The sequence below is a fragment of the Mesorhizobium sp. NZP2234 genome (assembly GCF_013170765.1).
In the GTDB taxonomy this organism is placed as follows: Bacteria; Pseudomonadota; Alphaproteobacteria; order Rhizobiales; family Rhizobiaceae; genus Mesorhizobium; species Mesorhizobium loti_D.
The window spans coordinates 4441653-4454018 of the sequence record NZ_CP033364.1 but is presented as its reverse complement, the minus strand read 5'-3'; the positions used below and the strand labels follow the sequence as shown (position 1 = coordinate 4454018).

The window sequence follows — 12366 nt, the reverse complement described above, 5'->3', positions numbered from 1 at the left end:
ATATATTTTCACCCACATTCAGGGCGGGCGAGTTTTGACAACCGCAATCATCAATGCGCCAATCATCAATGCGTCTGGCATCGTCAAGGACTACGGCTCCATGCGAGCCTTGCATGGCGTGTCCCTCGACATCGGCGCGGGCGAATTCATGGCGCTTGTCGGCCCTTCCGGTTGCGGCAAGACCACGCTGCTGAAGATCCTTGCCGGTTTCGAGGACCCGACCGCCGGCGTGCTGGAAATCCAGGGCCAGAACATGCAGGGCGTGCCGGCCGCGAAGCGGCCGACGCGCATGGTCTTCCAGAAGCTGGCGCTGTTTCCGCACAAGACCGTGTCGGACAATATCGGCTTTCCACTCAAGCTGCAGAAGGTGGCGAAGGCCGAGATGGACCAGCGCATATCAGCCATGCTCGACCTCATGCACCTTAAGCGCGAGTATCTGACACGCTATCCCGTCCAGCTTTCCGGCGGCGAACAGCAGCGCGTCGCGCTCGCCCGCGCTCTGATCTCGCGCCCGAGCGTGCTTCTGCTCGACGAGCCGATGAGCGCGCTCGACGCGAAGCTGAAGAAATCGCTGCAGGCCGAGCTGAAGAAACTGCATCGCGAACTCGGCACCAGCTTCGTCCTCGTTACCCACGATTTGGAAGAAGCCATGATGCTTGCCGACCGTATCTGCGTCATGCGCGCCGGCGAGGTCGTGCAACTGGGCACGCCGTCGGATATCTACTACCGTCCGGCCAACATGTTCGTCGCCGGCTTCATCGGCGAAACCAATTTCTTGCCGGTGGCCGTCTCGCGCGACGGCGGCGACGCAAAGGTTACTTCGCCGCTGGTCGGTGACAACGCAGCCGTGATCGCCGGGGAGCAGATTTCTCTCTTCCTGGGCAGCGGGCCGACAGCCCTGCTGGTTCGTCCCGAAACCATCCGTTTCGTCACCGGCGCGGCTGAACCCGGCGAATGGGTGCTGAACGGCACCGTCGAGGAGTATTTCATCAAGGGTTCGTCGACGCAGTATCGCGTGCGGGTGCCCGGCCTGGAGAAGGCCGTGGTCATGGATCTCGCGGGCTCGCTCGATCTGCCGGCCAAGGTCTCCGACAGCGTCAGGATCGGCTTTCATCCGACCCGCAGCTTCCTGCTCTCGGAGTGAGCCGTGCGGACCGATAGCAAGCACTGGGGTGATCCGGTTCTCGTGGCGGCGGTGGCGCCGCTCGCGGTCGTGATGCTGCTGTTCTTCATCATTCCGTTGCTCATGACGGTGGTGCTGTCGTTTCAGACGACGCAGTTCTATCGCCTGTCCTGGACCTGGGACCTCAAGGTCTGGACCGAAGTGTTCTCCAAACCGCATTACTGGACCATCATGGCGCGAACCGTCGCCATGGCCTTGGTGTGCGTGGTCGTCTGCGTGCTCATCGCCTTTCCCGCCGCCTATGCGCTGGCGACGCGGCTCAGGGCCTATAATGCGCAGATCCAGATCCTGATCATCTTCGCCTTCCTGACCGACGCGGTGCTGAAAACCTTCGGCTGGATCCTCGTGCTCGACAAGAGCGGCGTCGCCAACTGGCTGCTGGCGCATCTCGGCCTCGGCCCGGAAGCGCTCAATCTCCTGTTCACGCCGACCGGCACGATGATCGGCATGGTCTATGGCCTCGTCGTCTATCCGATGTTCACCATCTATTTGTCGCTGGCACGCATCGACCGAGACCTGGTGCTGGCCGCCTATGATTCCGGCGCATCGCGGCTGCGCGCATTCTTCGAGGTGACGCTGCCGCTTGCCCGTCCCGGGCTCTATTGCGGCGCCGTGCTGGTCTTTGTGCTCAGCCTCGGCGCCTTCCTCGAACCGAAGGTGCTCGGCGGCGGCACCGCGCCGCTGGCTTCCGAGCTGATCCGCCAAAGCTTCGAGACGCGGGTCAACTGGCCGCTCGGTGCGGCGCTGACGCTGGTGCTGATCGTCATCGGCGCCCTGTCGCTGTCGCTCGCCGCCTTTATCCTGATGCGCGGGTCGGCCAACCACGAAAGGTCTGTCCGATGATCCCGGAACGCCTGAAGGACAGGGTTGTCGACGTTTTCCTCGTCGGCACCATGGCTCTGCTGATCCTGTTCTTCTACGTGCCGATCCTCACGCTGGTGGTGTTTTCCTTCACCGACAGCCGCGTGCTGACCTTCCCGATCGAAGGTTTCTCGCTCGAATGGTATGGCGAATTGTTCCGCAAGCCCGACTTCCTGCCGGCGGTCGCGAATTCCGCGATCGTCGCGGCGGTCTCGACGGTCTTTGCCACTGTGCTCGGCTCGGCCGGCGCGGTGGCGTGGATCCGCTATCGCTTCCGCTTCCAGAACGTCTTCCGAGCCGTCAGCTTCCTGCCGTTGCTGTTCCCGCAACTGCTGCTCGGCGTGGTGATGCTGTTGTGGTTTTCGGTGCTCGGCAACTGGCTGGGCTTTTCGACCGGGCTGGCGACGGTGATCATCGGCCACATCGTCTACATCACACCCTTCGCGCTGGTGATCGTGGCCGTGCAGGTCTACGGCTTCGACGAAACGCTGGAGGATGCCGCGCGCGATGCCGGCGCCACCGGCTTGGAAGTCTTCCGCGAAATCACTTTCCCGCTGTTGTGGCCCGGCATTCTCTCCGCCGCGACCTTCGCCTTTCTCCTTTCCTGGGGAAATTTCTACGTCTCCTATTCGCTGGCAGGCACGGCGCGCACGCTGCCGATCTTCGTCTACAGCGGCATCGCCGTCGGCTCCTCGCCGATCTATCCGGCGCTCGCCACGCTCAACTTCATCCCGGCCCTGATCCTGGTTTTCCTGGTCGACTTCCTGCGACGCCGGGCGCTCAAACGACAGAAGCTGGCGACAGCCTGACCTCAAGCCAATTCCCAAGCCAATTCAAGGTAATGATCCCATGACCGCTTTCACCCCGGCCGTTTCCGGCAACTGGAGCTTCCCGACCTCAGTGCGCTTCGGCAATGGTCGGATCTCGGAACTTGCCGGCATCGTTCGCGAACTCGGCGCGAGGCGGCCGCTGGTCGTCACCGATGATGGCCTGAAGGCCCTCTTTCCGGTGCAGCGCACGCTCGAGGTGCTCAAGGCGAGCGGGTTGGATGCCGGCTTCTTCCACAACGTCAAGCCAAACCCGACCGGCGGCAATGTCGCCGACGGCGTGGCGATTCTGAAGCAGGGCCAGCACGATCTCGTCGTCGCCATCGGCGGCGGCAGCGCGCTCGATGCCGCCAAGGCGATCGCGCTGATGGCGACGCAATCCATCCCGATGTGGGATCTCGAGGATATCGGCGACAACTGGAAGCGTGCCGACACGTCCCACCTCGTTCCTGTTATCGCCATACCGACGACCGCCGGTACTGGCTCCGAGCTCGGCCGCGCCTCGGTCATTACCAACGAGGCCGAGAAGCGCAAGGTCATCGTCTTCCATCCGCGCATGATGCCGGATGTGGTGCTCATGGACCCGGAGCTGACCACCGGACTGCCCGCCCATATCACGGCGGCCACCGGCATGGACGCGCTCTCGCATGCGCTGGAAGCCTATTGCGCGCCGAGCTATCACCCCATGGCCGAAGGCATCGCGCTCAATGCCCTGAGGCTGATCAAGACCTGGCTTCCGGTCGCCGTGGAGGATGGGCAGAACATCGAAGCCCGTGCGCAGATGCTGATCGCGTCCGGCATGGGCTGCGTGGCCCTGCAGAAGGGCCTCGGCGCGATCCATGCGCTCGCCCATCCGCTCGGAGCCCTCCATGATACCCATCACGGCCTGCTCAACGCCGTGCTGATGCCCTATGTCGTCGAATCCAACGCCCCGGTGGTGGAAGAGAAGCTCGGCCTGCTTGCGCGCGTCCTCGACCTTCCGACGCACGATTCTCGCGCGGTCTTGGACTGGATCATCGAACTGCGGGTCCGATTGAACATCCCCGCCACGCTGCCGGGGATCGGGCTGACCGACATCGACGAGGAACGCGTCTCCATGATGGGCGAGAGCGACCCTTGTGCCGGCGGCAACCCGATCAAGCTTGACCGCGATAAACTGCGAGCCATCCTGCGGGCCGCCATATCAGGCTAATCCGCAAGGCACTGTCGGCAAAAGGCAAGTCAGCCGGCCGCCTTCATCCAGTGTTCCATCGTCGTCACCGAGCGGGCGAGCTGCGGTGCCGGATGGATCTTTTCGCTGAATGTGGCGGCCGCACGCCATCCCCAGCGCGGATCGGCAAGGAAGGCGCGCGCCAGGGCCACCATGTCGGCGCGGCCCTCGGCGAGAATTGCCTCGGCCTGTTTGGGATCGTCGATCAGCCCGACCGCGCGGGTCGGGATGCCGGCACCCTTGCGCACGGCTTCCGCCAGATGCACCTGGTAACCGGGGCCGGTGGGCAATTTCTGCAAGGGCGAATTGCCGCCACTGGAACAGCAGAGATAGGCGACGCCCTCCGCCTTCAGTGCCTTCGCCACCTCGATCGCATCCTCGACTTCGAAGCCGCCATCGACCCAGTCCTTCACCGACAGCCGCGCGCCGAGCATCAGCTTCGGCACCGCTTTCTTCACCGCCCTGGCGATTTCGACGACAAGGCGCATCCGGTTTTCCAGCGAACCGCCCCAGCGGTCGGTGCGTTGATTGGACAATGGCGAGAGGAACTGGAAGATCAGGTAGCCATGCGCGGCATGCAGTTCGATGAAGTCGAAGCCGGCGCGTTCGGCCCGCCTTGCGGCTTGAGCGAATCGTTCGATGAGCTGCAGGATCTCTTCCTCATCCAGCGCGCGCGGCACATTCCAACCGGTGTCATAGGCGATGGCCGAGGCCGAGACGGTCTGCCACGGATCCTCGTTTGGCTGCAGCGGCCCGCCGCCCTCCCAAGGCTTGCGGTTCGAGGCCTTGCGGCCCGCATGCGCCAGCTGCGTGCCGAATTTCGTGCCTGGGGCGGCCACGCGCCTTGCGGCGTCCAGGGCACGACGGGCGGCGGCTTCATTGTCGTCGGAATAGAGACCCAGGCAGCCATGCGAAATGCGCCCGCGCCGCTCGACATCGGTCATCTCCACCGTGACCATGCCAGCGCCCGACATGGCCAGGTTCATCCAATGGTAAAGATGCCAGTCGCTGGCGCAGCCGTCCTCGGCGGAATACTGGCACATCGGAGCGACAGCGATACGGTTGGGGAAGGCGAGGCCGTCGAGCGTGATCGGCTGGAAAAGCGATGTTGTCATGAAAAGGGGCTCCGGGAGGGGTAAGCAGCTGTCTAGGCAATGGATCGAGGGCGCGCCAGACACGAGACGGTGAAACGTATTTTTGAACCATTCGCCTGCATTGCGCAAATACCGGTTGGCGGCTACGCCTCGACCCATAGCATGGAGACCATGATGGAAGACCGCATCCGCATCCGTTCGGAAGAAATCCTCTCCGACGACTGGGCTGTCCTGAAGAAGACTGTCCTCGATTACCGCCGGCGCGACGGCCAATGGGAGACGCAGGTCCGACAGACTTATGATCGCGGCGATGGCGCGGTCATTTTGCCATACGACCCTCAGCGCTCGACGGTGCTCCTGGTGCGCCAGTTCCGCTATCCCGCCTACGTGACCGGTCACCGCGAACCGCTGATCGAGGCCTGTGCCGGGCTGCTCGATGAAAACGATCCCGAGACCGCCATCCGCAAGGAGGCCGAGGAAGAACTCGGCTACCGGCTGCAACATGTGGAACGGCTGTTCTCGCCTTACATGAGCCCGGGCAGCGTCACCGAGCGGCTCTGGTTCTTCGTCGCGCGCTATTCGCCCGCCGACCGAATCTCGGCCGGCGGCGGCGCGCCGGAGGAGGGGGAGGACATCGAGGTTCTGGAAATGCCGCTGGACGAGGCGCTGGCCGGCATCGCCGACGGCCGCATCGTCGATGCCAAGACGATTATTCTGATCCAGTATCTGAAGCTGAACCCGATCCTTGCCTGACAGTGTTCTGGCGCCCGCAAACGACCTCATGGAGGCCACAGGGCCGCTCCCGCGAAGCGTATATTAGCAATAAACGATATATTAATGGCTGTGATGCAGCCTTTGGCACAGAATGGGACACCTCCTCATCGACGTTCCCAGCGCCCTGGAGCGCGGGAGGCTTGACCAATGCGGAGCAAGCGCATGAGTGTCGGAGCAGCTCTCGAACAATTGCTGCGGTTGATTTATCGCCGAGCCATGAAATTGTCTGTGTTGCCGGAGGATGAAAGGGATCCGCACTACGATCTCATCCGTCTGTCATGTTGCGCGGCCGCCGAACGCATTGGGCAGAGCCCTGACCAAGCGGCCATTACGGCAAACGACATGGTTGAGTTTGTGCGCGCGCTGGTCGGAATCATTGAGGTGGGCTGTGGACCAGACCATGGGCGAAGCGCCGGTCAGCCGTCGCCTATACAACGTACTGGTGGCCAAGAGAGCGGCACCACGCGCATCTAGCAAACAGGCAAGAAGGTCCCTTTGACGGTCGTATGATTTCATTGTGGTGCGGACGACGGGAATCGAACCCGTACGATCAGAGATCGAGGGATTTTAAGTCCCTTGCGTCTACCAATTCCGCCACGTCCGCAGGCCCGCCCTTTTCAGATGTCAGACACAGGCCGTCAAGTCGTGTTCTTGAGCTGTCGGAAACGCGCACCCCATAGGAGAAAGCGTGGCGATACTGGTGTGATCGCGGAATTATCCGCGCCGCGCGCAATGAGTAAGGTGTTTGGACGGTGGATTTGATCCGCCGAGGCCGGCGTCTACCAGGCCCAACCCATTCCCCCGCCCACTGGGGGCGCCGGCCGCCCCTATCGTCGAATTGTTGACTGCGTCACAGGCGTCGCGCGCCTGTCGATGTCGGTAAGGATCAGAACTTGTAGCTGAGATTGATCCCGACGGTGTTCAGCTTCGTATCCTGGTCGCGGCCGACGAAATCGGCGGATCCATCATAGTGCTCGGAACCGAAATCATAATAGCGATACTGCGCGCCGACGACGAACTTGTCGGTCAGCGCATAGTCGACGCCGGCACCTACGGTCCAGCCGACATTCGTGCGTGTCTGGGAGAAGGCGGAGCCCGACGCTTGCGAGGTTTCGACACCGGCAAAGGCGATGCCGCCTATGCCGTAGACCAGCACCCTGTCCATGGCGTAGCCAGCCTTGGCGTTGACCGACCCGAACCACTTGATGTCGGTGCCGAAATTGTTCCCTGGCCCCGCTTCGGTCGCGCCGTCGACGGCGGAATAGTTGAGGTCGGCTTCCGCGCCGATCACCGCCTGGTCGAACTGCCAAAGCCCCGCGACGTGCCCGCCGACGAAACCGCCATCGATGTCAGGCGAGACGGAAAACGGCTCGCCCTCCGTTCCTGAGATGTCGGATTGGCCCCAGCCATAGCCTGCCTGCAGGCCGGCGTAGTATCCGGTCCAGTCGAAGCCTGGCGCGGTCATCGGCACGTCGACTGTCGGGTCGGCCGCGAAAGCCGGCATGGACAGGGCGGCAAGAAGACCGGCGCTTGCGACCAATAGGCGATACATTGAACTCCCCGGATGAAGAGCCAGAAAGATCCTTGGCAGGCAAGGTAGACCGATTTACGACAAAACGGAATCCATTTCTGGTTGCAGCCTGTGCGGCTCGCCGACCCGCGGTTTGGCGCTGGTCAAAACCAGGCAGGCTTGGCACAGTCGTGCAAACAGGAGTCCCTTCATGGCAAAGAAGCCGGCGGCGCATGCGACGAAACCCAAGCCCTGGACCGAGATGGCGACGCATCTGGTCGACGTTGCCATGGGGCGCAAGCCCGCCGACCTCGTCATCCGCAACGGCCGCTGGGTGAACGTTCACTCGGGCGAGATCATCGCCGGCACCGACATCGCCATCGCCGGCGGCCGTTTCGCCTATTGTGGGCCGAATGCCAGCCACGCCATCGGCCAAGGCACCAAGGTGGTCGATGCCGGCGGGCGCTATCTGGTACCCGGCCTCTGCGACGCGCACATGCATGTCGAGAGCGGCATGGTGACGGTGACCGAATTCTGCCGCGCCGTCATCCCGCACGGCACGACGTCGATGTTCATCGATCCGCACGAGATCGCCAATGTGCTCGGCTTGCCCGGCGTGCGGCTGATGCATGACGAGGCGGTGGCGATGCCCATCAACGTGCATGTGCAGATGCCGTCCTGCGTGCCTTCGGCGCCCGGGCTGGAGCACGCCGGCGCCGAGTTGACGGTGGCCGATGTCGCGGAAGCGATGACCTGGGAAAACATTATCGGGCTCGGCGAGGTGATGAATTTTCCGGGTGTCGCCGCCAACGATCCGGTCATGTCGGGTGAGATCGCGGCGACGGTCCATGCGGGCAAGACGGTCGGCGGCCACTATGCGTCGCGCGATCTTGGCCTCCCGTTCCACGGCTATGTCGCCGGCGGACCCGAGGACGATCACGAGGGCACGCGCGCCGAGGACGCTATCGCCCGCGTGCGCCAGGGCATGAAGGCCATGCTGCGGCTGGGCTCGGCCTGGTACGACGTCGCCTCCCAGATCAAGGCGGTGACGGAGAGCGGCATCGATCCGCGTAACTTCATCCTGTGCACCGACGACAGCCACTCAGGCACGCTGGTGCACGAAGGTCACATGGATCGGGTGGTGCGCCACGCCATCAGCCAGGGGCTGAAGCCGGTGACGGCGATCCAGATGGCGACGATCAACACCGCCCAGCATTTCCGGCTGGAACGTGAGATCGGTTCGATCGCGCCGGGGCGGTTGGGCGACCTGCTGATTGTCTCCGATCTCGCGGCAATGACCATCGACGAGGTCTATGCGCGCGGCGTCAGGCTGGCCAAGGGCGGCAAGCTCGAGATCGACATTCCGGCTTACGACTACCCGAAGACGGCGAAGAACACCGTCAAGTTGGGCAAGAAGCTGAAGGCCGGCGATTTCGACATCGCGGCTCCCAAGGGTGCCAACGAGGTGCGGGTGCGGGTCATCGGCGTCATCGAGAACCAGGCGCCGACTCGGGCGCTGGAAGCGGATCTACCGGTCGAGGACGGGCTGGTCGCCATGGATCGCCGCAACGATGTCTGCCAGATCGCGCTCGTCGAGCGCCACAGGGGCACGGGCGGTGTCACCAACGCCTTCGTCTCCGGGTTCGGCTATATGAGCGATTGCGCCATGGCCTCGAGCGTGGCGCATGACGCCCATCACATCATCTGCGTCGGCACCAACAAGCGGGACATGGCGCTGGCGGTCAACCGGCTGGGCGAAGTCGGCGGCGGCGTCGTGTTGTTTTCCAAGGGCAAGGAACTGGCGCTGGTCGAAATGCCGATCGCCGGGCTGATGTCGGACGAGCGCGCCGAGATCGTCGCCGCCAAGGCGGAGAAACTGACCGAGGCAATGCGAAAGATGGGCTGTTCCCTGAACAACGCCTACATGCAGCATTCGCTTTTGGCGCTGGTGGTCATCCCGGAACTCAGGATTTCCGATGTCGGCCTGATCGACGTAACGACCTTCCGGAAGGTCGACCTGTTCGTCTGAGGCCAGGTACCGGCGCCTGCTCACCCGCCGGTGACGATGGTCAGCACCTTGAACGGCGTGGTGATGACGACCTCGGCGACTGAACCGACGGCCTTGCCGAGGCCCTGGCCGAGATTGTTGAGCTGTGCCGGGTCGGGCTCGTCGGAGGCGAGGCCGGCAGGGGTGCGCAGCCGGTCGCCGAGCAACTGCACCAGGATCGGATTGTCGGCGAATTTCGCGTGGTTGAGGCCACCGTCGCCGCCCTTGGCCTTGGTCAGGTCGACAACGGAGACGCCATAGCTGGCGAGGTCGGCCGCATTGCCATAGTCGCCGACACGCGGCTTGTCGCCAGAGATAAGTGAAGACAATTTGAGCGCCCGGTCATCGCCTGAAAGCAGCACGGCAAACGGCTTGTTCGGCTTGCCGTAGCGTATCATCTGCTTCTTGAACACGTCGACATCGATGTCGGGCGAAGCCAGGACGACATAGCCGAGCTTGCCGTCGAGATCGCGGTCGCCGGTGATGGCGAGCTGGCGCAGTGCCTCCATGGTCAGCCAGGTTCCCATTGAATGGGCGATGATGTCGATGCTCTTGACCCGCGTCTTGGCGAGCATCCTCAGCGTCGCCTCGAGGTCGTCGCGGGCGGCGTTGGCGCTGTCTTTGTCGTAGATATAGCCCGTCGTCTTGGCGCTCGACGCCCAGGAGAACAGAACCGGCGTGCCGGGATACTTCGTGTCGTGGGCGATCTGCGTCAGCCGGTAGATGCCATCGTCGAAGCCGTTGTTGAAGCCGTGCACGAACACCAGTGCGCGATCGCCGCGCATGGCGATGTCGGCGCCGACCGCCTTGGCGAATTGCGGGCCATCGCCATAGTGGACGACATTGGTGGCGGTGAATTGCTTGGCCGGGTTTGAGTTGGCCGAGCCCTTGGCCCGCTCGATGGCTCCGACCTGGTGGACCTTCGGCACGGTGACATCGACACGGGCGTAGCTGGTGGTCAACGAGCGATCGCCGTCGAACACCTGCCGTGGATCCTTGGTCGCCTGCTGGCGGGTGGTGGCGACAAAGATCTCGTGGGTGGCCGCGATGTCGGAGGCGGGAACCGTGACCGTCGTCTTGTTGAGCAGATCATGCGTGTTCTGGCCAGCACAGCCGGCAACGGCGAGCGCCAAGGCGACGACGAAACTCTTCAAGCGCAAGGTCAAGCGCCGGCTCCCGCGACGGGGGACGTCAAACGCATGACGTCGCACACCATTCCGATATAGCCAGAGGCCGGCGTGGTCCAGTTCAAAGTGGCCTGACACTGCCGCAAGGGTGAACGGACACGGCGAAATCCGTGGTGCCGCATCTATTGCCCGAGCAGGCTGATGCGGTCGGTCACGTCCCGGTCGCTGGCAAAGCCGTCATCCTCGCGCAGCCGCTGGCCGATCATCTTCACCAGCGCCGGATTGTCGGCGAATTTCGTATGGTTGAAGCTGTCGCTGCCTTTGACCTTGGAGAGATCGACGACCGTCACGCCATAGGAGGCAAGATCGGCGGCATCCTTGTAATCACCGACGCGCGGCCGCGAACCGGCGATCAGGCCGGAGAGTCTCAGCGCGCGGTCGTCGTCGGACAACAGCAGGATGAACGGCTTGTCGGGCTTGCCGTAGCGGCGCATCTGGCTCTTGAACACATCGACATCGATGTCGGGCGAGGCAAGCACCACGTCGCCGAGCTTGCCGCCGAGATCGCGGTCGCCGCTGATGGCCATCTGACGCAGCGTTTCCATGGTCACCCAGGTTCCCATCGAATGCGCGACAATATCGATGCGCCGCGCGCCGGACTGCTGCAGCATGCGCAATGTCACTTCGAGCTGGTCGCGTGCGGCGCTGGCACTTTCCTTGTCATAGACATAATCGGTGGTCTTTGCGCCCGAGGCCCAGGAAAACAGCACCGGCGTGCCCGGATAGCCGGAATCGTGGACGATCTGGGTCAGGCGATAGACCGCGTCGTCGAAGCCGGTGTTGTAGCCATGCACGAAAACCATGACGCGGCCGCCGCGCGCCGCGATATCGGCGTTGAGCGCGCTGGAGAATTTCGGCTGCGCATCGTAGCCGACGACCTCGGAAGCCATGAAATATTTGGCCGGATCATCCGATTTGCCGCGTGAGCGCCGTTCGATCTGACCAGTCTTGTGGAGGCCTGGGACGGTGACATTCACGCGCGCATAGTTCAGCGTCGCCGAGCGCTCACCGTCGAAAACCTTGTTGGGATCATCGGATTTCTTGCGCGTCGTGGCAATGAAGATGGAGTGGTTGCCGGCGATTTCGGTCACCGGCGCGGCGACGATGGCGCTGCCAAGCAATTCCTGCGTTTGCGGGCCGGCGCAGCCGGCGGCGAGCAAGGCGAGAACAACGGTAAGTATTTTCTTCAAAGGCACGTCTGAAATTCCACTCCGGCCAAAAGGCCCATCCACCCCCGCGACACCTCCCGGACAGGGAGAGTGCGGCAGAACTAAGTCGTGTCCCGTCGAAATGTGGTCAGCGGCTGCTTACGGCCATCGCAGTGTTGCGCGAAAGCCAAAATGGGAAAGCCGGAATGTTGGAGCAAGGGCAGCACCTCCGGCTTGAGGCGGATGCCGACATCCGACCTGAAGGCGCGCCGCGCCTCGACACGGCTCCAGGCTTGGGGACAGCGCGCCGCGAGCCCCTCGCGCGGCGCGTCGTCGGCGAGCGCGATGCCATCCTCCATGTTGGCGGCATGCTCGCGGTCGCCATGGGTGTTTCGGGCGACCGGCGTCATCGCCATCGGTTCGCCGAATTCCGGCAGCGACATGGATTTCAGACCGACTGATGCAACAGGCATGAACAAACGCCTCCAAGTGCTTGCAAGGATTCTGCGAATGCCCTTTGCGCAA

12 protein-coding genes and 1 tRNA gene are annotated in these 12366 nt (G+C 63.3%); 7 read left to right on the top strand and 6 right to left on the bottom strand.

The genetic code is table 11. The features are described from left to right. The first annotated feature begins 34 nt into the window (after positions 1 to 34). From EB230_RS22005 to EB230_RS21990, 4 genes are read left to right on the top strand one after another with little or no spacing between them, the layout of a single operon-like run. On the top strand, positions 35 to 1144 hold the full coding sequence (locus EB230_RS22005) for an ABC transporter ATP-binding protein (protein WP_172373953.1): 1110 nt from the start codon (positions 35 to 37) through the stop codon (positions 1142 to 1144). A 3-nt stretch (positions 1145 to 1147) separates the two neighbouring features. Then, positions 1148 to 2026, top strand: coding sequence for an ABC transporter permease (locus EB230_RS22000; protein WP_172373952.1), 879 nt, complete (start codon positions 1148 to 1150; stop codon positions 2024 to 2026). After that, complete coding sequence (locus tag EB230_RS21995; protein ID WP_172373951.1) at positions 2023 to 2853, top strand: ABC transporter permease; 831 nt, start codon at positions 2023 to 2025, stop codon at positions 2851 to 2853. Before EB230_RS22000 ends, EB230_RS21995 begins: the two co-directional genes overlap by 4 nt. A 40-nt stretch (positions 2854 to 2893) precedes the next feature. Beyond that, entirely contained in the window at positions 2894 to 4063 is a 1170-nt protein-coding gene (locus EB230_RS21990; RefSeq protein WP_172373950.1) for an iron-containing alcohol dehydrogenase, read from the top strand. A 29-nt stretch (positions 4064 to 4092) separates the two neighbouring features. Here the strand turns inward: EB230_RS21990 and EB230_RS21985 are convergent, their stop codons facing one another. After that, complete coding sequence (locus EB230_RS21985) at positions 4093 to 5196, bottom strand: NADH:flavin oxidoreductase/NADH oxidase (protein ID WP_172373949.1); 1104 nt, start codon at positions 5194 to 5196, stop codon at positions 4093 to 4095. 153 nt (positions 5197 to 5349) lie between these two features. On the opposite strand from EB230_RS21985, the gene EB230_RS21980 reads away from it, so the two are divergent. Together EB230_RS21980 and EB230_RS21975 are read left to right on the top strand one after the other, a co-directional pair. Next, on the top strand, positions 5350 to 5928 hold the full coding sequence (locus EB230_RS21980; protein WP_056566871.1) for an NUDIX domain-containing protein: 579 nt from the start codon (positions 5350 to 5352) through the stop codon (positions 5926 to 5928). 183 nt (positions 5929 to 6111) lie between these two features. Beyond that, complete coding sequence (locus EB230_RS21975; RefSeq protein WP_155772404.1) at positions 6112 to 6423, top strand: hypothetical protein; 312 nt, start codon at positions 6112 to 6114, stop codon at positions 6421 to 6423. Positions 6424 to 6467: 44 nt separating this feature from the next. Here the strand turns inward: EB230_RS21975 and EB230_RS21970 are convergent. Together EB230_RS21970 and EB230_RS21965 are read right to left on the bottom strand one after the other, a co-directional pair. After that, a tRNA-Leu gene (locus tag EB230_RS21970) sits at positions 6468 to 6553 on the bottom strand. 282 nt (positions 6554 to 6835) lie between these two features. Next, entirely contained in the window at positions 6836 to 7501 is a 666-nt protein-coding gene (locus tag EB230_RS21965; protein WP_172373948.1) for an outer membrane protein, read from the bottom strand. Positions 7502 to 7670: 169 nt separating this feature from the next. Between EB230_RS21965 and ade the strand changes: the two genes are divergently transcribed. Further along, positions 7671 to 9488, top strand: coding sequence for an adenine deaminase (gene ade / locus EB230_RS21960; RefSeq protein WP_172373947.1), 1818 nt, complete (start codon positions 7671 to 7673; stop codon positions 9486 to 9488). Between the two features lie 20 nt (positions 9489 to 9508). Here ade and EB230_RS21955 read toward each other — a convergent pair whose 3' ends face one another. The 3 genes from EB230_RS21955 to EB230_RS21945 all read right to left on the bottom strand — a co-directional run bounded on the left by EB230_RS21955 (position 9509) and on the right by EB230_RS21945 (position 12284). Next, positions 9509 to 10672, bottom strand: a complete 1164-nt coding sequence (locus tag EB230_RS21955; RefSeq protein WP_056566609.1) for an alpha/beta hydrolase — start codon at positions 10670 to 10672, stop codon at positions 9509 to 9511. A gap of 143 nt (positions 10673 to 10815) precedes the next feature. Continuing rightward, entirely contained in the window at positions 10816 to 11889 is a 1074-nt protein-coding gene (locus EB230_RS21950) for an alpha/beta hydrolase (RefSeq protein ID WP_056566606.1), read from the bottom strand. A 74-nt stretch (positions 11890 to 11963) separates the two neighbouring features. Next, complete coding sequence (locus EB230_RS21945; RefSeq protein ID WP_246738836.1) at positions 11964 to 12284, bottom strand: hypothetical protein; 321 nt, start codon at positions 12282 to 12284, stop codon at positions 11964 to 11966. Positions 12285 to 12366: the final 82 nt, after the last annotated feature.

Excerpts from the sequence above, each read along its gene's own strand:
- EB230_RS21995 (WP_172373951.1), top strand. The coding sequence starts at position 2,023 with ATGATCCCGGAACGCCTGAAGGACAGGGTTGTCGACGTTTTCCTCGTC.
- EB230_RS21990 (WP_172373950.1), top strand. The coding sequence starts at position 2,894 with ATGACCGCTTTCACCCCGGCCGTTTCCGGCAACTGGAGCTTCCCGACC.
- EB230_RS21985 (WP_172373949.1), bottom strand. The coding sequence starts at position 5,196 with ATGACAACATCGCTTTTCCAGCCGATCACGCTCGACGGCCTCGCCTTC.
- EB230_RS21980 (WP_056566871.1), top strand. The coding sequence starts at position 5,350 with ATGGAAGACCGCATCCGCATCCGTTCGGAAGAAATCCTCTCCGACGAC.
- EB230_RS21975 (WP_155772404.1), top strand. The coding sequence starts at position 6,112 with ATGAGTGTCGGAGCAGCTCTCGAACAATTGCTGCGGTTGATTTATCGC.
- EB230_RS21965 (WP_172373948.1), bottom strand. The coding sequence starts at position 7,501 with ATGTATCGCCTATTGGTCGCAAGCGCCGGTCTTCTTGCCGCCCTGTCC.
- ade (WP_172373947.1), top strand. The coding sequence starts at position 7,671 with ATGGCAAAGAAGCCGGCGGCGCATGCGACGAAACCCAAGCCCTGGACC.
- EB230_RS21945 (WP_246738836.1), bottom strand. The coding sequence starts at position 12,284 with ATGTCGCTGCCGGAATTCGGCGAACCGATGGCGATGACGCCGGTCGCC.